This window comes from Candidatus Accumulibacter necessarius, from assembly GCF_036625085.1.
The window spans coordinates 393,592-416,211 of sequence record NZ_JAZKUM010000005.1 but is presented as its reverse complement, the minus strand read 5'-3'; the positions used below and the strand labels follow the sequence as shown (position 1 = coordinate 416,211).

The following is a 22,620-nucleotide window of genomic DNA, read 5'->3' as shown; positions in this document are numbered from 1 at the left end:
TTTCGAGCGTCGACCGGGACCGGCCGGCGAACAGGTTGTCGCTCATCGGTGCGGCTTCGGCAGGTGCTGGCGGATCCAGACGATGGCGTCGTCCACGTAGGTGAAGACGACCGGGATGACCAGCAGGCTGAGGAAGGTCGAGGTGACCAGGCCGCCGATGACGACGATGGCCATCGGCGCGCGGAAGCTCGGGTCGGTGCCGATGCCGATGGCGATCGGCAGCATGCCGGCACCCATCGCAATGGTGGTCATGACGATCGGCCGCGCCCGCTTGCGGCACGCGTCGAGCAGGCGTTCCAGCGGTCGAGGCCGTGGTCGCGGCGGGCGAGGATGACGTAGTCGACGAGCAGGATCGAGTTCTTGGTGGCGATGCCCATCAGCATGATGAGGCCGATCATCGACGACATCGAGATCGCCTTGCCGGTCACGAACAACGCAAGGAAGGCGCCGGGTATCGAGAGGACGAGGGCGGCGAGGATGGTCACCGGCTGCACGAAATCCTTGAACAGCAGGACCAGCACGATGTAGATGCAGAGCACGCCGGTCGCCATGGCGAGGCCGAAGCTCTGGAACAGCTCGGCCATCGATTCGGCGTCGCCGATCGTGGTCTGCAGCACGCCCGGCGGCAGGTTCTTCAGGCTGGGCAGGGCCAGCGCCCGCTGCTCGATCTCGCCGAGCGGCTGGCCATTCAGCTCGATCTCGAAATTGACGTTGCGCAGGCGGTCGTAGCGGTCGATCTCGGCCGGCCCGCCGGCGATGGCCAGCGTCGCGACGTTGCCGATGGCCACCGGCCCGTGCTTGCCAGGAACCGCCATGCGTTCGATCAGGGCGAGATCCTGGCGGGCGCCGGGCGGCAGCTTGACGACGATGGGCACCTGGCGCTGGGCGAGGTTGAGCTTCGCCAGCCCCTGGTCGTAGTCGCCGGCGGTGGCGATGCGCAGCGTGTCGGCGATGGCCTCCGAGGTGATGCCGAGGTCGGCCATGCGCGCGAAATCGGGGCGGATGACCAGTTCCGGGCGGACCAGGCTGGCGGTTGTGGTCACCGCGCCGATGCCGGGCAGGGTGCGCAACTCGCGCTCGACGATGCGGGCGTGTTCGGTGAGCACGGCGCCGTCCTCGCTCGCCAGCACCAGGATGTACTTCTCGCCGCTCGAGCCGCCGAAGCCGACCTTGACCTGAACCCCGGGCAAGACGGCGAGCGCCTCGCGCAGCTGGCGCTCGACGTCCTGCTTGGTGGTGCCCGAACGCTCGCCGCGCGGGGTCAGGTTCAGCGTCAGCGTCGCCTTGCGCACCTCGGCGGCGCCGCGCGGCATGAAGGGGTCGCTGCCCGAGGCGCCGCCGCCCACCGCCGTATAGACCATCTTCACGTACGGGTTGGCATTGACGATGGCGCGCGCCTGCTCGGCTGCGGCGACCGTCTCGGCGAGTGTCGCGCCGGGCGGCAGGGTCACGTGCACCTGCGTCTGCGAGAGGTCGTCGGCCGGCAGGAAGCCGGTCGGCAGCAGCGGCACCAGCGCGAAGGAACCGAAGAAGAAAACAGCCGTGGCGGACAGCGTCGCCAGCCGGTGCCTGAGGCACCAGGCCGCCCAGCCCTCGTAGCGCACCAGCCAGCCGGGCGTTGGCTTGTCGGCCACCGGCTTCATCAGGTAGGCCGCCATCATCGGCGTCAGGAGGCGGGCGACGACCAGCGAGAAGAACACCGCGATCGCCGCGGTCCACCCGAACTGGACGAAGAACTTGCCGGCCACCCCGCTCATGAAGGCGGTCGGCAGGAAGACGGCGATCAGCGTGAAGGTGGTGGCGATGACCGCGAGGCCGATCTCGTCGGCCGCCTCCATCGCGGCCTGGAACGGCGCCTTGCCCATGCGCAGATGGCGCATGATGTTCTCGATCTCGACGATGGCGTCATCGACCAGGATGCCGACCACCAGCGACAGCGACAACGCCGTCACCACATTGAATGTGAAGCCCATCAGGTACATCACCGCGAAGGTCGGGATCGCCGACAGCGGCAGCGCCGTGGCCGAAACGAAGGTCGCCCGCCAGTCGCGCAGGAAGAGCCAGACGACGATGACGGCGAGAATGGCGCCCTCGATCAGCAGCACCATCGACCCTTCGTAGTTCTCGATCACCGGGTCGACGAAGTTGAAGGCCTCGGTAATCGTGATGTCCGGGTGCTCGGCGTTCAGCTTTTCAAGCGCGCTGCGCACCACCTCCGCCACCTCGACCTCGCCGGCACCGCGGCTGCGCGTGATCTCGAAGCCGACCACCGGCCGACCATCGAGCAGCGCCGCCGAGCGCGGTTCGCCGACCGTGTCGGACACCGTCGCCACCTGGTCGAGACGGACGCGCCGGCCGTCCGAGAGCACGATGTCCATCGCCGCCAGTTCCTCGGCCGACTGCACGGTGGCGATGGTGCGCACCGACTGCTCGATGCCGCCGACGTCGGCGCGTCCGCCCGAGGCCTCCTGCTGGATGCGGCGCAACTGGCGCGAGATGTCGGCGGCGGTGGCGTTGAGCGCCAGCAGGCGGGCCGGATCGAGTTCGACCCGTATTTCGCGGGTGACGCCGCCGACGCGGGCCACCGCGCCGACCCCGCGCACGGCGAGCATGGCCTTGGTCACCGTGTTGTCCACGAACCAGGAGAGTGCCTCGTCGTCCATCCGCTGCGAGGCCACCGTATAGGTCAGGATCGGCGCCCCGGACACACTGATGCGGCCGATCACCGGGTCGCGCAGGTCACCCGGCAGGTCGGAGCGGATGCGCGAGACGGCATCGCGCACGTCGTCGACCGCCTCCTGCACCGGTTTCTCGAGGCGGAACTCGACGGTCACCGTCGCCGTGCCGTCCTGGACCTTGGTATAGATGTGCTTGATGCCCTGCACGGTGGCGACCGAGTTCTCGATCTTGCGTGCGACCTCGGTCTCCATCTGCGCCGGCGCGGCGCCAGGCAGCGTAGCGGTGACGGTCACCGTCGGCAGGTCGATGTCCATGAACTGCTGGATCTTCATCGCCCGGAAGGCAAAGATGCCGGCCAGCGTGAGCAGGACGAAGAGGAGTATCGCCGGAATCGGGTTACGGATCGACCAGGCCGAAACGTTCATTTCGCGGCGGCCGCGACGACACGCACCGGGTCGCCGTCGGCGAGGAAACCGCCGCCGGTGGCCACCACGCGTGCCTGCGGGTCGAGGCCGGAAACAATCTCGATGCGCTCGCCGAGGCGTCGCCCGGTCGCTACCTTGGCCTGGGCGACGCGCGCCTGTTCGCCGTCGCCCTCGAGGCGGAAGACGTAGGCGAAACCGTCGCGCAGGACGACTGCCGACTGAGGCAGGGTCAGCGCCGGGGCGCGTCCCAGCTCGAACTCGCCGCGCGCGAACATGCCGGCGCGCACGGCTGCGGCTGACGCCGGAATATCGACGAAAACCAGTCCGTTGCGCGTCTGCGGGTCAACGCTCGGTGCGACGAGACGCACGGTGCCACGCACCGCCGCGCCATCCGGCCCGGTCAGCGTCGCCGCTCCGCCCGGTGCCACGCGGGCGAGGTCGGCGGCCGGCACCTCGGCGCGCCATTCCAGGCGCCCGCCGCGGATCAGGCGGAACAGTTCCTGCCCGGCTTCGGTCAGTGAGCCGACCGTCGCGCCGCGTGCCGAGATCACGCCGTCGTCAGGGGCCAGCACGCGCGTCTTGCCCAGCTTCAGCTCGGCCGCCTGCTGGCGGGCGCGGGCAGCGGCAAGGCGCGAACTGGCAGTGTGCTCGGCGGTCTGGTACTGGGTTTGCAACTGGGCGCTGTAGAAGCCCTTCTCGCGCAGTTCCCTCGCACGCACGGCGTTGGCGCTGGCCTCGGAGGCGCTCGCCGCCAGTTCGGCGACGGCGGCGCGCGCCTCGGCCGCTTCGCTGGCCACCGTATCGTCGGCAATGCGGGCGAGCACCTGGCCTTTCTTGACGATGTCGCCAACGTCGGCCTCGACGGCGGTGATGCGGTAGTTGGCGATCTCGGCACCGATCACCGCTTCCTGCCAGGCGACGATGTTGCCGTTGGCGGCCAGCGTGCGAGGCCAGTCTTCGTTCTGCGGGGCGACGGCAGTCACCGTCAGCGCCGGCTTGCCGGCCAGCGCCGCGGCCTTGGGCGCGGGTGCCTCGCCGCAGGCGGCGAGGGCAAGTACGAGGAGGAGGAGGTGGGCGGCTGGCTTCAGCATGTTGATATTGTTGACCGAAGAGTCAGCATTGAAAACCCCGGCGCCGGATGGTTCCCCGGCGTTTTCCGATCGCCCAGACGCCCTGCTTGAGGCTGGCCGCGATGAAGCCGTCGAGGCCGCCGTCGAACGCTGCCTGGGTGTTGCCGTCTTCGAGGTACGCTGGCGAGGTCAGATCTACCCTTCCAACACCCAACGCTTTGGCCAAGCGTAGCATGTTTCGCCCGATCTTGGGATGTTGAACTTGACCCCGCTGACGCGCCGCAAGCCGGTCGCCAGGGAATCGCTGCGGCGGCGTTTCGCGCTACGCTCTCCGGGGTGGCGAGAGAGACCGGTCACAACGCTCCTGACACCTCGCCGACGCCAGCCACCCGCGCGCCCTGCCGGCGCACGCGGCCCAGCGCTTCCAGCGTGTCGACGATCTGCGGCAGGCGTTTCTTCCACGAGCCCTTGCCGGTAAAGCGCGCCGCGAGTTCGCCCTCGGAGAGCGGCAGCGGCGAAGCGGCGAGCAGACGGGCGACTGCCGCGACCTGCGCCGGCAGCGTCGCCGGGGAGCGCACCCTGCCGGCCGTCGTCGAGGACCATGTCCGCTTGCCGCGGCTGTGCGGTCGGCTGCTGGTAATCGGGACGCAGCCAGCGGATGTGGCCTTTCGCCTCTTCCGCCGCGCGTTCGGCGTTGAGCGCGACCAGGCGGACGAGCACCGCTTCCTCAGCGACCGCCTTCTGCGCCGCGTCGGCGTGTGCAGCCAGCTGCGGCGCCAGGTCGCTCCAGCCATAGGCATCGAGCACGGCGGCGTCGAGTTCGTCGTGCAGCGATTTCAACACGCTCACCAGCCCCTGCTCGTGGATGGCCTTGTCCTTCGCGTTGAGCGCCTCGCCGCGGCGGAGCTTTTCGAGCACGTTGTACATGCCGGTCAGCGTCAGCGCCGGATGCACGGCCTGCTGGCGCTTGCGGTGCGCGTCGAGTTGTTCGGCGAGGTCGGGGATGCGGGTGGTTTGTTCGGCGGTTGGGGTGGGGAAGGGGAAAGCGTCGAAACAAGATGTCTTGTTGTAGACCGGACGATCCTCCAGGGTTGCCCCAGTCGCGAGTGCCCACACGACATGCAGGCGGCTCGAGAGCACGCCGAGCGCAATGGCAATCAGCTTGTCGTCGGGCAGGATGGCTGCGTAGAGGAATTGGAACAACCGATGCTCGGCCGTTTGGCCAGTGGCGATGCAGCGTCGAAGCCCGCAAAGAGAGCGGCGCATTTCGTCATTGTTGCGACGATGAAGCCACCATCTCTCTCGCAAGTCCTTGTCGCGGTGCGCGTCACGGTCGGGTTTTACCCGATCAGCCAGCCATTGATACAGTTTCGGATAATCCTGACGTATGACGTCAATTCCGAGGCCAAAGCAGTTCACAACCCAGACGCCACGGGGAATGTCCGTGAGGTCTCTTCTGTTACGATAAGGCCGCACGGGCGCGTCCGGTTCGAGAGAAGCACGCTGTTCATTGGTGAGGACCATCCCTGCACCATGGGGGATAACCCCTCGACTACTGAGACCGAAGTTCCCAAGCATAGGTCTTGCAGCTGCGACGTTCGCTCCAATCCGCAAGTCGGCGTGCAGCAGCCCGACCTGCTCCTGCAGCGTCACTCCCAGCCCTTCGCCTTGCCTTCACGCTCGTCGATCACGCTCAGCAGCCGGCCTTCGCCACCGGCCACTGTGCCGACAGTCATGGCGGTGCGCACGGCGGCGCCGTCGGCACTGTCAACCCACGGATGGTCAGGGATGGCGAAAGCCAGCGAAATGCCTTTGTCGAGCGCGCCCTGCACGACACGACGGTTGAAGGTCTGCGTCAGGCTGTTGGTCGTGATCAGGCCAAAGCGCTGCGTCTTCCCCGTCGCCACGAACTGCGCAGCATGATGCCACCAGAACATCACGAGATCGGCCAATTCGGGCATGTCTTTCCACACGCCGCGCAGTGCTTCGACATACCCGTCACCGAGCGCATCACGCATCCGCTTGTTACCGATGAACGGCGGATTGCCGACGATGAAGTTTGCCTGCGGCCACTCCGCCTGACGAGGATTGAGGTAGCGCTGCAGCGGCAGGCGCTCATTCTCGTCCGGCACGGGTTCGCCGGTCACCGGATGGGGCTTGGTCGTTACCCCGTCCCAGCGGCTGACCGGTTGGCCGCGCTCGTCGAGGACGGTTTCGACCGCATCGCAGGCCAGCACGGCGTCACGGCATTCGATGTTGCGGACGTCCTTGCCTTGAGGATCGGTTGCGGCGGCAGGCCGCTGCCGTTGGTGCGGAAGTGCCACTGCAGGTAACCGATCCAGAGGACGAGTTCGGCGATCGCCGCGGCGCGCGGGTTGAGCTCGAGACCGAGGAACTGGTGCGGGTCGACGGTCAGGCCTTCGGCTTCGAGACGCTGCTGGGAACCGCCAGCGGCCCGGCCGAAGGCGTGCAGCTGATCGAGCACCTCGCCTTCGAGGCGCTTCAGGTGTTCGAGCGTGACGTAGAGGAAATTCGCCGAGCCGCAGGCGGGATCGAGCACGCGCACTTGGCACAGGCGGTGATGGAAAGCATCGACCTCGGCGCGCGCAGCATCCAGCCGGCCCTCGTTGGCGAGCAGGAGCGCCGCCGCCTGGACGTTGCGCCAGTCGCTGCGCAGCGGTTCGACGACGGTCGGCAGCACCAGCCGCTCGACGTACGCACGTGGCGTGTAGTGGGCACCAAGGGCGTGGCGTTCGCTGGTCGACAGCGCGCGTTCGAGCAGGGTACCGAAGATCGCCGGTTCGACCTGCGTCCAGTCGGCGTTCGCGGCTTCGATCAGCAGGCCGATCTGGTCGCGGTCGAGCGCGATCACCACGGGCTGCTTGAAGAGCTTGCCATTGAAGCGCGGCAGCGTCGCGCGCAGGACAACGGAAAAGCCGCCGCTGTCCATCTCGCGCCAGAGGGCGGCGAGCAGCGGCACGAACTGCTGCGGGTTGGCCTGTAGCGTGGCGAGCAGCGCGCTGAACGCGCCCTTGCCATCCTGCTTCGGCAGCAGGCCGACATCTTCGGCAAACATCGAGAACAGGCAACGGGTGAGGAAACCGGCGACGAGTTCGGGGTGGTGACCGACGCCTTCGAGCGTCTTGGCGATCTTCGCCAGGTGTCCGGCAATGTCGCGCGTGACTCTCGCCGAGGCGCGCGTCGGGTCAAGCGCCAGCGGGTCGAGCCACAGCGTTCGCAGGCGGATGCGGATCGCTTCGTCGGCCAGATCGGCGAGCCGGATACGATGCGAGCGCGGGTCGGGGAACGGCGTGTAGGTGGCGCCGGAGCGGGTAAAGTCGGCGTAGAGTTCAATCACCCGCCCGACGTCGATGACGATCAGGAAGGGTGGCCGGCCTTCCTCGGCCGGCAACGCGCGGGCGTAGCCTTCGGCTTGGCCACGGGCGCGCTGCATCGCGTCGTCGAACACCTTGCTGCCGACGCCGAGTCGGACCTTCTTGGCTTCGAGGACGTAGGCGCTGCGCTTGTAGCAATCAATGCGGCCCGTCGACTCACTGCCGTCGCCATGGCGAAAAGTGACCCGCCGCTCGAAGACGTAGGCGTTGTCGCGCGTGTCGTCGCGCGCCGGATCGGGCGCCGGCACACCCAGCAGCTGGCAGAGGTCGGTGATGAAGAGCTGGTAATTGGCCAGTTCGCACCCGTCGGCATCCTGCCAGCGGCTGATGAAGGCATCGAGCGAAAGGGCTGCGGCGCTGGCGATGGCATTCGGGCAAGGTGGTTCGGTCATGCCCGGGAGTATGACACGGAGACACCGGCGACGGCGCCCTGCCCATCCTGCACTCAGGGCAATTGCATGAATCTTATACAAGACCGAGCAGTTCCGCGCGGAAGGTATCGGAGGTAGCGGCGATGAGGCGCTGAACCTTGAGACCGCCCTTGCGCTTGGTCGGGGAGAGGCGGATGAGATTCAAGACGAACTGGCGTACGACAGCGAGGTTGTGAGCGGCATGATCGGTACGGGCCCGCATCTGGTCGTCGCCAAAGACCACGTCCATGCACCAGTGCAGACTGTGGCAAGTCGGCCGGAGGAGTTGCACCCCCGGCCTCTCACAGAACGGTGCGTGAACCTCTCGATTCACACCGCTCCCATCAAGCAAACGCACCGACCATTCCTTTCTGCCAATGCACGAAGAGATACGGCTGCGTCTCGGAAAGCTGTTCGAGAAACCTGCTCGCCCGTATCTTGTGGCCCTTCAGCCGTCTGTACTTCCTCATCGCCCAAGCCACCAACGTCTTGTTGAAGTGCCTGAAGACGGGGTACATTGCCGACCGATAGAATCTTCCGTAATACGCGAGCCAGCCCCTCAGGACTGGATTGTGCAGTCGGGAAATGTCGGCTAGGCTCAGCTCCGTCCGATTTCGGTAGCTCAGTTTGCGTGTCGTTGCCCGCATCGCCGTAATCGCTTTGTTGCTGACCGCCGGGGTGAAGCTCACAAACAGGCTGTTGCGCTTGCTGTTCTTCACCACCCTTGGCCGGAAGGTATATCCGAGGAAATCAAACTGCGTGACCGGATACCTCCCCTTGCGACTACCGTCTTTGCAGTACACGATCTTGGTCTTGTCCGGATGCATCTGCAGGGCGCATTGCGCAAACCTTGCATCGAGCGCCGCCATCAGGGCCTGCGCCTCCTGCTCGGTCCGACAATGGACCAACCCATCATCCGCATACCGGCACCAGGGGTTGTCCGGATAGTGTTTCGTCATCCAGACGTCAAACGTGTAGTGAAGGAACAGGTTGGCCAACACCGGACTGACGACGCCGCCTTGCGGTGTCCCCCGGGTACGTTCTACCCGGGTTCCGTCCGCCTGTTGCAGCGGCGCAGTTAGCCAGCGCCTGATATACAGCATGGCCCATTCACACTCCACGTGCTTCTCGAGCGCCTTCTCCAGCAATGCATGGTCGATGTTGTCAAACAGGCCTTTGATATCAAACTCTAGAACCCAAGAATACTTCCAGCATCGTTCCCGCGTTACCCCCACGGCATCCAGCGCCGACCTTCCGGGCCGATAACCGTAGGAATCCGGTAGAAACTTGGCTTCAATCCCGGGCTCTATCACCCGCTTGACAACCGTCTGCGCCACACGATCTGCCACCGTTGGAACACCCAATATGCGCTCCCCGCCATTCTTCTTGGGAATGGCAACCGCTTTGACCGGCGGCGGAAAGTAGCTTCCCGACGACATCCGGTTCCAGATCTTGTACAGGTTACCCTTCAGATCCTTCTCGAAGTCGCCGATCGATTCCTTATCCACCCCTGCCGATCCCGCATTGGCTTTGACCGCTTGATACGCTTCGTACACCAGCCATTTGTCAATGGCAAATGGTTTTGTTGCACTCATCCGTTTCCTCCTGTTGCCAGTTGAACGCCAAGTGCAACCGCTTGATCCGACCCCTTTGCTCCAGCCGCATTACCAGCCTTCATCGCTCGTACGGGTCGGTCCGTCCCAGTGCTCCGCATCGGTACTCTCGCCTCGTGGTTTCTGCCACTTGTGCTTCTCCCTTGACATCGGAACGACTGGTTCCCGCAGTTCCACACAAAAGCCTGGATCAGCTTCACGCCTCCTATACGCCGGCCGCCGCTTGCCCAGTAGTCAGGTGCCCGGCAAGCTTGTCCCAGAAGATAGAAACGCCCCTGGTTTTGACGACAAGTCTCTGGATTACGACGCGTCAGCGAAGGTTCACTTTCGTTCGTCTCTCTGATCCTTACCTGCTCGAGGTACGTCCTCGACGCTTTGACCCCAACGCTCACCACCACGGCTCTTGACCGCAGCAGCTTGGGGTGGTTTGAGGCCCGCTCCTGAAAGCCGACCCCGAGGGACCTACCCTCATCTTCCGTGTAGCTTCTACACAGTTCGTCAGTCCATTACGAACTTCCTTTCTGTGTGCCTGCGGCACACTCTCGACACGCCAGTGCTGGCGGACGCTCTGATTCATGCGCTGAGCGTCAGGTGGCAAGCTACTGAGATACACGCGCCGTTCAGTCGAAGTCGCTTTCCCCCTGATGGTCCGTTCGCTGGTGATCACCGCAAACGATTTCAGGTCTGGCCAGCGCTCGGGGGCGTGCAGACAGTCCAGCTGGTTGAAGACGTAGCAGCGACGCACTTCGATCCGGCCATGATCCTTCTTGATGACTTCGTGGAACTGGTGGGGCGTCTTGGCTGGTGCCGCCACGAAAGCGCCGAAGAAGTCGTCGATCGATTCGGCCAGCCTGGGCTGATTGTCCTTGACGGCCAGGAGGTAGTCCGCGCCGCGGTCACGAATGGCCTGCGCAATGTTGGGCTGGGTGCCCATCGCATCGATGGTGACGATGCTGCCTTGCAGTGCCAAGGTCGCCAGCAGTTCAGGGATGGCGGTCTTCTCGTTCGACTTCTTGGCGGTCGCGCGCTGCCCGAGCACCACACCCGCTTGGGCCGCAAAGGCGCTGACCAGGTGAAGGGGTGTGGCGCCCACCTTTCCCGACCGACGACTGGTCTTGCCGTCGATGGCCACCACGTCGCCGTTTGCCAGCACGGGCAACACCTGGCCCACCCAGCGCACGAAGGCCGCCCCGAATTCGTCGGGATCAATCGCCGCAAAGACCCGGCCAAAGGTGTCGTGCGAGGGGATGCCCTGTTCGAGTTTCAGATACTCCCGCAACCACTCCAGCTTCTCTTTCGCCCAAGCCTCGATTTCGACAAAGGTGTCGGCCCCTGACAGGACCGCACTGACTGCAACCACCAGCAACTCGATCAGGTCGTGCTCGACCTTCGTACTCTGCCTCGGATCGCGCACGCCCACCCAGACGTCGACCAACCGGAACTTGCTTTCTGCCCTCATGGAAAACCCCAAAAAGACAGAAAACTACACAAATCAGGGGGCTGTGAACAGCCCCTTTGTAACTCGTTGAGCGTAAACGATTATTTCGGAGGGTTCACGACGATGGCATTCATGCGATTGCCCTGATCCTGCACTCGACCTGCCACCATGACCATTGACTGCCCGGCGCTGCAGGAACACCGTCCCGCCTCAATTTCGGGGACGGTCAATTTCAGGGACGCAATTTCGGGGACGGCAATTTCGGGGACGGCAATTTCGGGGACGGTATACTAAATTTATCAAAAGAGACACGGCAGACTGGCCCAAAGCGAATGCCCGAACAAGCTTCTTCCAACAATAGTCGTTGCTGACGTTCGTCCGACAGTTGCCTCCATCAGAAACGAGGACGAGGCCATTTCGAGTCTCAAGGTATTTACTATACTGTCCCCCTTTTTTTTGCCCCCTTTTTTTACCGGAAGGAAAGGAGCATCTATGAGCAAGCAGTCTAAACCGCTGCCCAAGTTCCAGAGCGAGGCCGAAGAACGCGCTTTCTGGGAGAGCACGGGAAGCGACTCGACGGAATATCTGGACTGGAGACAGGCCCAAAGCGTCGTGCTACCGAACCTGAAACCATCGACAAAGACAATATCGCTGCGCCTGCCGCAACATCTGCTCGACTCGATCAAGGCGGCAGCAAACGCCCGCGACGTGCCCTATCAGTCGCTTATCAAGGTGTGGTTGCAGGAAAAGGTGGAACATCACTGATCGGCTCCACAATTTCGGGGACGGTATACTAAATTCATCGAAAGAGAAACGGCAGGCTGGCCTAAAGCGAATGCCCGAAGCGCCCGGCTTTCGCTCAGTTCTGGTCGAAGACGGCATCCGGCTGACGCGCTTCAGCCATACACCTCGTCGTGGCTGCCGATTTTGAACAGCAGGATTTCATGCTCGGTGATTTGCAGGGTGAGAGTGATCCGCAGCTGTCGGCCAGGCCGACGGTGTCGCCGCCGACCTGAAAGTGGTCTGAACCTGACGATTTGAATCTGGTGAAGAAGCGCCCTGTTGCCGTGCATCTTCTTCCTGCTTTTCTTATCGCCGCTGTCGCTTCTTCCGCTCCCTCCGTCTTCTTCGGTTTTCTTCGTTATTGCTTGGCAACGCCGCACCATAGCCGGGATGAATTCCTGTCGCGAGGTTCGGGATGGGTCGAGAAGCGGAGCGTAAGTGCCTGAATTGCGGTAAGTCGTTCAAACCGGACGCGCGGAACGTGCGGCACCAGCAGTATTGCTCGGCCACCTTGTGCCAAGGGGCGAGCAAGCGGGCCAGCCAGGCGCGTTGGCTGGCCAAAGCCGAGAATCGGGGCTATTTCATGGGCGCGCAAGCCGTCGCCCGGGTACAGGTGTGGCGTGCGGCACACCCGGGCTACAGCCGGCGAGGGCCGACGGGGGAGCAACCGCCCCCGAGCTCTGAAGCGTTACAAGAAGTCTTGCCGGCCCAACCCTCTGAATCCTCGATGATTTCTTGTAACGCCCCGGAACCCGTCACAGCACCGTTACAAGATGTCTTGAGCCGGCAACCGACTGTAATCATTGGGCTTATTGCCCATTTGTGGGATAGCCCGTTGCAAGAGGACATCGCGGCGATCCTCCATCGTCTGCTACAACTAGGCGAGGATATCGAAGGAGGACGCCATGAACATTCGCAAACGCTTGCTGGTTCCGGAACGTCGGCGGGAGTTGCCGGCACATTTCAGCTGGCTCGACCACCGGCTGGTGCAGGAGCATCACATCGAGCGGGCTGAGGTCAGCGCCTGGGCGCTGTATCTCTTCCTGGTCACTGTCGGTGATGCCGACGGCCTGAGCTACTACTCGGACGCCGCACTGGCGCGACGGCTGGGCCTGGATCTTTCGCGTCTGGTGCGCGCGCGCAAGGCGCTGCTGGGACTCGACCTGATCGCGTTTGAGCCGCCGCTGGTTCAGGTCCTGAGCCTGGAAACGCCGGTGCCGATCGCTGACCGCTTCGCGCATCTGCGGGCGGTACTGCAGGGATCGACGGGAGCGCAGCCATGATCGATTACGCCACCTGGTGTGCCATCCGCGACGGTGCGGCCCGTCATCTCACCCCCGCGCAACTGGCCGAGGAACTGGGTCTCGATATCAAGACTGTCCGGCGCTGGATCGACCGGCCGTATGCCCCTCGGCAAACCGCCAGACGTGCAAGTCAGCTCGATCCGTTCAAGGGCCGCATCGTGCGCTGGCTGGAAGCGCACCCCTTATCCGCCCAGCAGGTCTTTCAGCGCTTGGGCGAGGAAGGGTTCGCCGGCGGGATCAGCATCGTCAAGGACTACGTGCGCCTGGTTCGCCCGCGTCCACGCGAAGCGTTTCTGACGCTCTCCTTCGCCCCCGGCGAATGTGCACAAGCCGATTGGGGCGAGTTCGGCACCTTGGCAGTGGGTTCGGCCCAGCGTCGCCTGTCGTTCTTTGTCATGGTCCTCGCCTATAGCCGACAGTTGTACGTCGAGTTCAGCCTGGCGCAGACGATGGAGTTCTTCCTCGGGGCGCAGATCAATGCCTTCAACGCCTTTGGCGGTGTCCCGAAGAAAGTGATGATCGACAACCTGCGCTGCGGGGTTGTGCAGCACCGGCGCGGCGAGCCGCCGGTGTTCAACCCGCGCTATCTGGATTTCGCCCGCCACTACGGCTTCGAGATCGTTGCCTGCAATGTTTGCCGAGGCAATGAGAAGGGGCGTGCCGAACGCGGCGTGGGGTACGTCAAGCATAATTTCCTGCAAGGCCGCGAACTGCCCGAGTTCGCGGCGCTCAACTCGGCGGCGGCGCTGTGGCTGGAGACGGTGGCGAATGTGCGCGTGCATGGGGAGACGCATCGCCGTCCGGTCGATCTGTGGACCGAGGAACGCGCCTTCCTGCAGGCGGTGAATCCGCGTCCCTTTGATGTCGGAAGGGTGATGACGGCGCGCGCCGATCGCCAGTTCCGGGTGACCTTCGAGGGCAATCGTTATTCGGTGCCGGCGCGCTTTGCCGGTTGTCCCGTGGTGCTCAAGGCGTATCCGGATCGACTCTGCGTTTATCGCGAGGAGCAGTTGATCGCACGGCATGCCCGCTGCTTCGATCGCCATCAGGAGCAGGCGGACCCGGATCATGCCAAGCCCCTGCTTGCGCAGCGCCGACATGCGCGGGCGCAACACGCGCTGACGCGCTTTCTGGCGCTATCCGCCGAAGCCAGGGCGTATCACGCCGGTTTGCTCGAACGGCGGGCTCATGCCGACGCGCACGTGCAGAAGATTCTGGCGCTGCTCGAGATCCACGGGGAAGCACCGGTGCTGCGGGCAATCGCCGATGCGCTGGCTTTCCAGGCGTTTAGCAGCGAGTACATCGCGCACCTGGTCGAGGCTCGCCAGCGCCAGTTGCCGGAAGCGAGCCCACTGCACTTGACACGCCGGCAGGACTTGCTGGACCTTGAATTGCCACCGCCCGACTTGTCGCGCTATCCGGTCCCGCCGCTCGATGGAAGTCCCTCATGAAATCCGAGATCCTGCTGGAGCAGGGCCTGGCGCGCCTGCAGTTGCCGTTCTTCGCCAAACATCATGCCGCGATCAGTAGCGAGGCGGCGCAGGCAGCCTGGAGCCATGCCCGCTTTCTGGAAACGTTGGTCGTCGGGGAAGTCGCTCGTCGCGATGAGGCGCTGATCCAGCGCCGGGTGAAGGCGGCTCGCTTGCCGGGGATCAAGACGCTCGATCAGTTCGACTGGAGTTTCCCGCACAAGATCAACCGCGCCCAGATTCAGCACCTCTTTCGCTTGGGCTTCCTGAAGGAACACACCAATGTGATCCTGCTCGGCGGCGTCGGTGTCGGCAAAACGCATCTGGCAACCGCCCTGGCGCACACGGCGTGCCTGCATGGCCAGACGACGCTGTTTACCAGCGCGGTCGATATCGTCAATTCGCTGGCCGCCGTTCAACTCGCGGGGGGCATCAAGCGCGAGATGGCGCGGCTCGCGAAGCCTTCTTGCATGCCCTGGAGTTTGCCGGTGAGTGGATGCAGGCGCAGGCCGGGCGCGAAGGGATCGGTGGGCAGTTTTTCGAGCGTATCGGCAAACCGGGGCCGCAGGTCGGGGTGGCGGGCGAGGAGTTTGCGGGTGCGGCGGTCGAGGCTGACGGTGGTGACGAGCTTCCAGCTCATTAAGCGGATTGGTCCAGATGCTTCAAGAGCGCATCCACGGTGCGGTGCCGGGTGGCGCGGCCGGCCTTGGCGTCCTCCAGCGAGGCCTTGATACGGGCGAGCAGAGCTTCTTCCTGCATTTCGAGCAATTCCTGGTAGCGCGCTTCGGTGAGCACGACGTATTGCGCACGATTGTTCTTGACGATGTGGACCGGGCCTTGGGCCAGCGCTTCGCCCACGGCGGCGATACCGCGACGAGCTATTTAGTATACTGTCCCCTTTTTAAGCTGTCCCCTTCTTCAAGCGCTGACAGCAACACTGGCTCAGGCGAGGCCGTTCCATCCCATCTGATGGCCGTCGTGACAAGTATCACGTCGCCGGACCGGCTTATATGTTTCAATCTCTTGGCACAGGCAGCAAGCCGTGCGCGCCAGTGACCACCCCAACAACAGGCTGTGACCGACGATGGCATGCGCGGTTGCAGCGACAGTCCAGGACAGTCTTCCGAACAGGTGACCAGGTGAAAAAGTTGCGAATTCCGGCCGGGCTCTACGATGCACTGCCCTGCTTCTATGTCGGCGCCGGCCTGCTTGCGATGATCGTGCTGCACAACGGGCTAGCGGTCTTCATGGGCCTGGCCCTGATGTCGGCTGGCGGCATCCTGGGCCTGCTTCGCTACCAATGCCGTCGGAGCCTCCATCGAGGCACGGCTGGCGTCGATCTACCCGAGACAAAGGGAGTACAGGCACCTGCGCAAGGACCTGTCCAGATTTCGTGGCTTCACGCGTTCGACAGCGGACATCCGGTCATCGACGGGCAACGCCGTCGGCTGTTCGGGCTGGGCGGCGAACTGATCAACGGGGTTCTGCTGAAGCAATCCCGCGCCCAGGTGGAAAGGCTGATCGATGAGCTGATCGAACGGATCATTGAGCATTTTCGTACCAAGGAGGCGGTCCTCGCCGAAACGAATCAGCCAGCTCTCAAGAATCATCAGGAAATCCATCGCGCCTTGCTGGCCAGAGCCGCCAGTGTTCGTGATCATTTTCTCGGTGGCGAGATCCCCGCCAGTGAGCTGGTGGGGTTCGTTTCGTGCGAAGTCATGTCGGACTACCTGATCAGAGACAGCCAGGAACTTGCGGGTGAAGCGAAGATCTGGCCTCGCGGCACGACCAGCGAGTCTGCACCGACTTCAGGATGTGGTCGGTGGTCGATGCCACAGACGCCGGCCGAACAGGACGAAGAGGCCGAAGAAGCCGGACAGTCAGCTCCCGGGGCAGTGCCGGCGCTTCGCTGAACCTGTTTGCGCTGCGGTTTCCCGCAGCGGCTTCTGCTCCGACCGATCAGACAGCAGTCGCATGCGGTGAGTCTGACAAGGCGACGTCGACCACCCGTCCTCCGGTCATGGCCAGCAACTCCTGCGGCGAGAGCTTGAAGACCGCGTGTGGGTGTCCGGCGGCGGCCCAGATGCTGTCGAAGCGAAGCAGATCCTGGTCGACCAGCAGCGTCGTATCCTTGACATGGCCGATCGGGCACACGCCGCCGATCGCGTAACCCGTGTGCTCCCGCACGGAGCGGGCGTCCGCCTTGCCGAGCGGGCCGACCAGCGCCGCCACCTTGCGTTCGTCAACGCGGTGAGCGCCGCTGGCGACGACGATCACCGCCGCGTCGTCCTCGAGACGGCGGAAAACGATCGACTTGGCGATTTCGGCGACGCTGCAGGCGAGGCCGGCGGCCGCTTCAGCCGAGGTTCTGCCACTGGCGGGCAAGAGGACGACCGGCTTGCCGTGGCCGATCTTCTCCAGCAGATCGGCGACTCTTTGCGCGCTATCGGGCAGTTTGTTTGCAGAATCCATGGGCACACCTTCCTGCGTTGATTGACCATGACCCCCGTCGCCGCGGGTGTTGCAGCGCCAGGCGCGCCGACGCTCCAGGGCGAGCAGGCGGGAGTATGCCATTCAAAGGGAGCTTGAGCCACGCTGCGCTAGGACAAGCGTCGGTTCTGCGCATTTGGCGAGGGCTTCCTGTCCTTGCGCGACCACGCCCTGGCTGTTTCCGGAGACCTGCCTTGCCTGGAGGGTGTCGGCTTTCTTGACACTGAAAAGCCGAAACGCCTGCCCTGCCTAGCCAGTTCATTGCTTTAACGAGCGATTATTTTTTGGCATGTTTCGTGCTTTGAAGAAGCGAGTCTTCGGGATGACCGAGATCTTCCGCAATAGTGGTCAACATCAGGAGAAAAGAAATGAAAGTCAAACGAATCAACAAGGCACTTCTTGCCGTTGCTGCGATCTCGCTCGGGCTGGCAAGCGCCAGCGCCGGTGCCGCCCCGATATTCTGGACCGACTGGACCGGAGCCAATGTCGGTTCCATCGCAGGCGCGTTTCAGGCCCAGGGGACCCTCACCACCAATCAGTCGTCAGTGACGGTCACCTACAGCAACCCTCAAGGTATCGGCTTTTATCAAGCGAGCGGCGGCACCGACTATTGGCAGAACAATCGCGCCGGGAGGAATCCGGCGACGTCGCCGTACACTAGCGCGGCGGTGGATAACATCCCGACTGATACCGACATCGTCGCCCTGAGGTATGCGGGGATGCAGACCCTGAACTTCTCGCAGGCGATCGCCAACCCGGTTTTCGCCTTCGTCAGCCTCAACGGCAACGGTTACGCCTTCAACCGGGATTTCGAGCTGCTCAGCCTAGGCGGTGTCGATGGCAACGATTGCGGCTATTGGGGTTGCGGCGGTGCCAGCAAGGTCGTCGTCGATCTTGGTGGGGGAAATTTCGAATACCAGCTCAACAGCAACAATATTGGCGGATCAGAACCTCATGGCGCGCTTCGCTTCTTGGGAGCATTCGATTCGGTCGCGTGGCGCAGCACCTCGAATGAATACTGGAACGGTTTCACAGTCGGCGTCCAGGGCACGGCCGAGGAGGTCTTCCCTCCCGGACCGGACCTGCCTGAGCCTGGCTCGCTCGCACTTCTGGGCCTCGGCCTGTTGGGTCTCGTGACAGCCGGCAGGCGCAAGCAAGCCTGAGTCGCCACAGGCAGCCCCCAAGACCCCGCTCCGGCGGGGTTTTCATTGCTGACTGCCCATAATGGCAGTTTCGGGAAGACGCCAAGGCATGGGCGTCTCGAGCGATCGGCGATTTGCAGAGAAAGCCGAAGCCTTGTTAAGCTCCCGCCGCTGGCGCACACGCGTGCCGCCGTGCTGAAAGCCGGCGGATCGCCTGCCGGATGGCCATCGCCAGCTCCTGCAGTCGAGCCGCGACAACAAGGACGACGACCATGCTCACCCCCCCCGACGAACACCAGGAAATTCGCGACGCCGTCCGCGACCTTTGCCGCCAGTTCCCCGATGAGTATTTCCGCAGGATCGACGAGCAGCGCGCCTATCCCGAGGCCTTCGTCGATGCGCTGCTCGGCGCCGGCTGGCTGGCGGCGATGATTCCCGAGCACTACGGTGGCTCCGGCCTCGGGCTGACCGCGGCGAGCGTGATCATGGAGGAGATCAATCGCAGCGGTGGCAACTCGGCCGCGGTTCACGGCCAGATGTACAACATGGGAACGCTACTGCGCAACGGCAGCCAGGCGCAGAAGGAGAAGTATCTGCCGGCGATCGCCGCGGGCAAGCTGCGCATCCAGTCGATGGCGGTGACCGAGCCGACCACCGGCAGCGACACGACGAAGGTCCGGACGACGGCCGTCCGGCAGGGTGACCGCTACGTCGTCAATGGCCAGAAGGTCTGGATCTCGCGCGTGCAGCACTCGGATCTGATGATCCTGCTGGCGCGCACGACGCCACTCGCCGAAGTGAAGCGGAAATCGGAAGGGATGTCGATCTTCATCGTCGACCTGCACGACGCCATCGGCCACGGCCTTTCCATGCGGCCGATCGCCAACATGGTCAATCATGAGACCAACGAACTGTTCTTCGACAATCTAGAGGTTCCTGCAGAGAACCTGATCGGCGACGAGGGCCAGGGATTTCGCTACCTGCTCGACGGCCTCAACGCCGAACGCGCGCTGATCGCCGCCGAGTGCATCGGCGACGGTTACTGGTTCATTGAACGCGCCAGCCGCTACGCCAGCGAGCGCATCGTCTTCGACCGGCCGATCGGCATCAACCAGGGCGTCCAGTTCCCGATCGCGGAAGCCTTCATCGAGATCGAGGCAGCCAATCTGATGCGCTTCAGGGCCTGCGCGCTGTTCGACGCGCAGCAACCCTGCGGCGCGCAGGCGAACATGGCCAAGTACCTCGCCGCCAAGGCCTCGTGGCAGGCGGCCAACGTCTGCCTGCAGACGCACGGCGGCTTTGGCTTCGCCAGCGAATACGATATCGAGCGCAAGTTCCGCGAGACCCGCCTGTATCAGGTGGCGCCGATCTCGACCAACCTGATCTTCTCCTACGTCGCCGAGCATCTGCTCGGCCTGCCGCGCTCGTTCTGAGCGACCGGAGTCCATGGAGGCCACCTTGCGCCCGCTCGACGGCATCACCATCGTCACCCTCGAACACGCCATCGCGGCGCCGTTCTGCACCCGCCAACTGGCCGACCTCGGCGCCCGCGTGATCAAGGTCGAGCGCCCGCGGAGCGGTGATTTTGCCCGTGCCTACGACGAGCGCGTACGGGGGCTGGCGTCACACTTCGTGTGGACCAACCGCTCCAAGGAGAGCCTGACGCTCGACCTCAAGCATGCCGAAGCGCCGGGCATCCTGGCCAGACTGCTCGACGTCGCCGACGTCCTGGTGCAGAACCTGGCACCCGGCGCCGCCGCCCGCCTTGGCCTGTCGTATGACGCGCTACGCGGGCAGTACCCGCGGCTGATCGTCTGCGACATCTCCGGCTACGGCAGCGACGGCCCGTATCGCGACAAGAAGGCCTACGACCTGCTGATCCAGAGCGAGTCGGGCTTCCTCTCGGTCACCGGCGCGCCCGACGCGCCGGCCAAGGCCGGCTGTTCGATCGCCGACATTTCTGCCGGCATGTACGCCTACAGCCAGATCCTGGCGGCGCTGCTGCAGCGCGGCAGGAGCGGGCGCGGCTGCCACATCGAGGTGTCGATGCTGGAAAGCATGGTCGAGTGGATGAGCTATCCCCTGTATTACGCCTTTGACGGCGCCAGCCCGCCGCCGCGCGCCGGCGCCGCGCACGCGACAATCTATCCCTACGGCCCGTTTCCCACCGGCGACGGCAAGACGGTGATGCTCGGCCTGCAGAACGAACGCGAGTGGGCCGTCTTCTGCACCGAGGTGCTCGAGCGCCCTGATCTCGCCAGCGACCCGCGCTACGCTTCGAACGCCCTGCGCACGGCGGCGCGCGACGAGTTGCAGCCGCTGATCGTCAGCCGCTTCGCCGGCCTCAGCGCCGAGCAACTGATCGCCCGCCTCGACGCGGCGCAGATCGCCAACGCCCGCGTGAACGACATGCACGACGTCTGGCAGCATCCGCAGCTGGCGGCCCGCCAGCGGTGGACCGAGGTGGCGACGCCCGCCGGCCCGATTCCCGCCCTGCTGCCACCGGGCAAGGTCGATGCCTTCACGCCGCGGATGGATGCCGTACCGGCTCTCGGCCAGCACACCGACGGCATCCTCGGCGAACTGGGTTGGGACGCGGCAGCGATCAGCCGCCTGCGTCAACTGGCCGCCATCTGAGGGGCTGTCAGTCTTTCCGTGGCGACGGCAGGTCGTACCGCCATTCCCGCGCAAGAAGAAGCCACCGACTGTATCCAATTGTCTTTGCAATCCATTGTTTGAACGGAGCGGATTCAGATCGTCGTCCGCCCGATGGCGCCGACGATTCGCCGCAGCAGCCACTTCGGCGTTGCGCGCCCGGCCAGGGTCGCCGCCTGATTGAGCACCCCGGGCACCCGGATCACCTCGCCGTCCATGCACGCCTGATAGCCTTCGGCAGCCACCGCGTCAACGTCGCCGATCAGGAAGCCCGGCAGCCGGGCGAGCGCCGCGCTTGCCTCGACGGCAGAGCTGAGCATCGGCGTCGCGGTGATGCCGGGGCAGAGAACCGTGACAGTGACGCCGCTGCCGCGCAGTTCCTCGGCCAGCGACTCGCTGAGCGAGAGCACGTAGGCCTTGGTCGCCGCATAGGTGGCGAGCGAGGGAACCGGCTGAAAGGCCGCGATCGAGGCCACATTGAGGATGCGTCCGTGCCCGCGCGCGACCATGCCCGGAACGAACTGCGACAGCATCGCGGTCAGGCCGGAGACGTTGAGATCGATCATCTGCTGCTGGCGCTGGGCCGCCATGCCGACAAACGGGCCGTGCGCGAGGACGCCGGCGTTGTTCACCAGCACGTCGATGGTCAGGTGCCGACGGCGCAGCCGCGCGGCGAGCGCGGGCACCGCGCCCGGCTGCGACAGATCAGCCGGCAACGCCACGGTGCGCACGCCGAACTCGCTGGCCAGCGCCAGTGCAAGCGCCTTCAGCTTGTCGCGGCTGCGCGCCACCAGAACCAGGCAGTGACCGGCGCGTGCAAAACAGCGCGCCAGGGATTCGCCGATACCCGACGAGGCGCCGGTGATCAATGCCGTCGACACCGCGGCGCCCTGCCCTGTTGCCATCGCTCTTTCCTCAAGGAAGTGTTGCCCGGATCAAAACCGCGGACCGCCCTGCCCCCACCGGCCGTGCAGGCAGCACGCGGGACGAGCCGACCCGGGCTCCTGCCGCCGGCCGCCAGGCGTCGGGCCTGCGTCCGCAGCGGGCAGACACGCCACCGCGGCCACTTTAGCTGCCGCCGTCGGAGGGGTCAATCGCCGCCGGGCTGGCATTCGCGCACCGGGGCGTCTATCCTTGTCTGTGAAGCGCCAGGCCAGCTTGTGGTGATGGCCGAGTGACGGCGCTACCGCGGCGCCCCTGATGATCCTCGATCGCCTCACCCATCTCGTTCCCACTCGCGAGCAGCTGGCTGCAAACCGCTGCCTGCGTTGGCTCGGCCCCTTGCTGCTTGACCCCCGCCTGTGGCGCTGGTCGCGGCGGGGAGTTGCCCGGGGCGTCAGCATCGGCGTCTTCTTCGGCCTTCTCGTCCCGGTGGCGCAGATCCCGCTATCGGTCGTCACTGCCGTCGCCCTGCGCGCCTGTATCCCGGCTGCCGCGACCAGCACCCTGGTCACCAACCCGCTCACCTTCCCCCCGGTCTACTTTGCTGCCTATAAACTCGGCCTCTGGGTAACGGGCGACGCGGCTGGCGTCGTTCCGCAACAACCAACCATCCAGGACGGCGATGAGCGCAGCCTCTGGCAGAAAATTGCCGGCATCGGCCGCCCACTGCTCGTCGGACTGACGATCACCGCCACGATCGCCGGACTGGCCAGCTATGTCACGATCAACCTCGGCTGGTACGGGTGGCTCGCCATCCGCCGGCGTCGGCGAAGAGTTCCGCACGCCTGACCGGGACTTCCGGGCT

18 protein-coding genes and 4 pseudogenes are annotated in these 22,620 nt (G+C 64.6%); 10 read left to right on the top strand and 12 right to left on the bottom strand.

Annotation, left to right across the window (positions count from 1 at the left end; all coding sequences use genetic code 11):
- Positions 1-42: 42 nt before the first annotated feature.
- Together V5B44_RS15765 and V5B44_RS15760 are read right to left on the bottom strand one after the other, a co-directional pair.
- Positions 43-3,104, bottom strand: a pseudogene (locus V5B44_RS15765) (efflux RND transporter permease subunit).
- On the bottom strand, positions 3,101-4,195 hold the full coding sequence (locus tag V5B44_RS15760) for an efflux RND transporter periplasmic adaptor subunit (protein ID WP_332359946.1): 1,095 nt from the start codon (positions 4,193-4,195) through the stop codon (positions 3,101-3,103). The pseudogene V5B44_RS15765 and the gene V5B44_RS15760 overlap by 4 nt, the downstream one beginning before the upstream one ends.
- Here V5B44_RS15760 and V5B44_RS15755 point away from each other — a divergent pair.
- Positions 4,194-4,406: a hypothetical protein gene (locus V5B44_RS15755; protein WP_332360070.1), complete on the top strand. Its 213-nt coding sequence runs from the start codon at positions 4,194-4,196 to the stop codon at positions 4,404-4,406. The genes V5B44_RS15760 and V5B44_RS15755 overlap by 2 nt on opposite strands.
- Here V5B44_RS15755 and V5B44_RS15750 read toward each other — a convergent pair.
- From V5B44_RS15750 to V5B44_RS15725, 6 genes and pseudogenes are all read right to left on the bottom strand, one after another.
- Entirely contained in the window at positions 4,370-5,377 is a 1,008-nt protein-coding gene (locus V5B44_RS15750; protein WP_332359945.1) for a type IIL restriction-modification enzyme MmeI, read from the bottom strand. The two genes, V5B44_RS15755 and V5B44_RS15750, sit on opposite strands and share 37 nt — an antisense overlap.
- 446 nt (positions 5,378-5,823) lie before the next feature.
- On the bottom strand, positions 5,824-6,411 hold the full coding sequence (locus V5B44_RS15745; protein WP_332359944.1) for a DNA methyltransferase: 588 nt from the start codon (positions 6,409-6,411) through the stop codon (positions 5,824-5,826).
- Positions 6,339-7,961: a type IIL restriction-modification enzyme MmeI gene (locus V5B44_RS15740; RefSeq protein WP_332359943.1), complete on the bottom strand. Its 1,623-nt coding sequence runs from the start codon at positions 7,959-7,961 to the stop codon at positions 6,339-6,341. The genes V5B44_RS15745 and V5B44_RS15740 overlap by 73 nt, the downstream gene beginning before the upstream one ends.
- Positions 7,962-8,034: 73 nt before the next feature.
- Positions 8,035-8,241, bottom strand: a pseudogene (locus V5B44_RS15735) (ISAs1 family transposase); the annotation flags it as partial.
- Positions 8,242-8,323: 82 nt separating this feature from the next.
- Positions 8,324-9,574: a group II intron reverse transcriptase/maturase gene (gene ltrA / locus V5B44_RS15730; protein ID WP_332358461.1), complete on the bottom strand. Its 1,251-nt coding sequence runs from the start codon at positions 9,572-9,574 to the stop codon at positions 8,324-8,326.
- A 556-nt stretch (positions 9,575-10,130) separates the two neighbouring features.
- Positions 10,131-11,051 (bottom strand): annotated as a pseudogene (locus V5B44_RS15725) (ISAs1 family transposase); the annotation flags it as partial.
- 471 nt (positions 11,052-11,522) lie between these two features.
- Between V5B44_RS15725 and V5B44_RS15720 the strand changes: the two are divergent.
- The 4 genes and pseudogenes from V5B44_RS15720 to V5B44_RS26745 form a co-directional block, all read left to right on the top strand.
- Positions 11,523-11,795: a BrnA antitoxin family protein gene (locus V5B44_RS15720; RefSeq protein WP_332359942.1), complete on the top strand. Its 273-nt coding sequence runs from the start codon at positions 11,523-11,525 to the stop codon at positions 11,793-11,795.
- Positions 11,796-12,718: 923 nt separating this feature from the next.
- Positions 12,719-13,096 (top strand): hypothetical protein, encoded by a 378-nt coding sequence (locus V5B44_RS15715; RefSeq protein WP_332357314.1) that lies wholly within the window; start codon positions 12,719-12,721, stop codon positions 13,094-13,096.
- Positions 13,093-14,568 (top strand): IS21 family transposase, encoded by a 1,476-nt coding sequence (gene istA / locus V5B44_RS15710; protein ID WP_332357315.1) that lies wholly within the window; start codon positions 13,093-13,095, stop codon positions 14,566-14,568. The genes V5B44_RS15715 and istA overlap by 4 nt, the downstream gene beginning before the upstream one ends.
- Positions 14,565-14,993, top strand: a pseudogene (locus V5B44_RS26745) (ATP-binding protein); the annotation flags it as partial. The gene istA and the pseudogene V5B44_RS26745, both read left to right, overlap by 4 nt.
- Positions 14,994-15,001: 8 nt before the next feature.
- Here V5B44_RS26745 and V5B44_RS15700 read toward each other — a convergent pair.
- Together V5B44_RS15700 and V5B44_RS15695 are read right to left on the bottom strand one after the other, a co-directional pair.
- The gene (locus V5B44_RS15700; protein WP_332359940.1) at positions 15,002-15,226 is read right to left on the bottom strand and encodes a plasmid stabilization protein; all 225 of its coding nucleotides are present in this window, start codon (positions 15,224-15,226) and stop codon (positions 15,002-15,004) included.
- Positions 15,226-15,444 (bottom strand): prevent-host-death protein, encoded by a 219-nt coding sequence (locus V5B44_RS15695; RefSeq protein ID WP_332359939.1) that lies wholly within the window; start codon positions 15,442-15,444, stop codon positions 15,226-15,228. The genes V5B44_RS15700 and V5B44_RS15695 overlap by 1 nt, the downstream gene beginning before the upstream one ends.
- Before the next feature lie 281 nt (positions 15,445-15,725).
- Between V5B44_RS15695 and V5B44_RS15690 the strand changes: the two genes are divergently transcribed.
- The gene (locus V5B44_RS15690; protein WP_332359937.1) at positions 15,726-16,499 is read left to right on the top strand and encodes a bacteriohemerythrin; all 774 of its coding nucleotides are present in this window, start codon (positions 15,726-15,728) and stop codon (positions 16,497-16,499) included.
- A 46-nt stretch (positions 16,500-16,545) separates the two neighbouring features.
- On the opposite strand, the gene V5B44_RS15685 is transcribed toward V5B44_RS15690, so the two are convergent.
- Positions 16,546-17,058 (bottom strand): YbaK/EbsC family protein, encoded by a 513-nt coding sequence (locus V5B44_RS15685; protein WP_332359936.1) that lies wholly within the window; start codon positions 17,056-17,058, stop codon positions 16,546-16,548.
- Positions 17,059-17,444: 386 nt separating this feature from the next.
- Here V5B44_RS15685 and V5B44_RS15680 point away from each other — a divergent pair, with 386 nt between their 5' ends.
- The 3 genes from V5B44_RS15680 (at position 17,445) to V5B44_RS15670 (ending at position 20,855) form a co-directional block, all read left to right on the top strand.
- Complete coding sequence (locus V5B44_RS15680; protein WP_332359934.1) at positions 17,445-18,239, top strand: PEP-CTERM sorting domain-containing protein; 795 nt, start codon at positions 17,445-17,447, stop codon at positions 18,237-18,239.
- A gap of 251 nt (positions 18,240-18,490) precedes the next feature.
- On the top strand, positions 18,491-19,651 hold the full coding sequence (locus V5B44_RS15675; RefSeq protein ID WP_332359933.1) for an acyl-CoA dehydrogenase family protein: 1,161 nt from the start codon (positions 18,491-18,493) through the stop codon (positions 19,649-19,651).
- A gap of 25 nt (positions 19,652-19,676) precedes the next feature.
- Positions 19,677-20,855, top strand: coding sequence for a CaiB/BaiF CoA transferase family protein (locus tag V5B44_RS15670; RefSeq protein ID WP_332360061.1), 1,179 nt, complete (start codon positions 19,677-19,679; stop codon positions 20,853-20,855).
- Positions 20,856-20,968: 113 nt separating this feature from the next.
- On the opposite strand, the gene V5B44_RS15665 is transcribed toward V5B44_RS15670, so the two are convergent.
- The gene (locus tag V5B44_RS15665) at positions 20,969-21,778 is read right to left on the bottom strand and encodes an SDR family NAD(P)-dependent oxidoreductase (protein ID WP_332359932.1); all 810 of its coding nucleotides are present in this window, start codon (positions 21,776-21,778) and stop codon (positions 20,969-20,971) included.
- Between the two features lie 295 nt (positions 21,779-22,073).
- On the opposite strand from V5B44_RS15665, the gene V5B44_RS15660 reads away from it, so the two are divergent.
- Positions 22,074-22,604 (top strand): DUF2062 domain-containing protein, encoded by a 531-nt coding sequence (locus tag V5B44_RS15660; RefSeq protein WP_332359931.1) that lies wholly within the window; start codon positions 22,074-22,076, stop codon positions 22,602-22,604.
- The last annotated feature ends 16 nt before the right edge of the window (positions 22,605-22,620 follow it).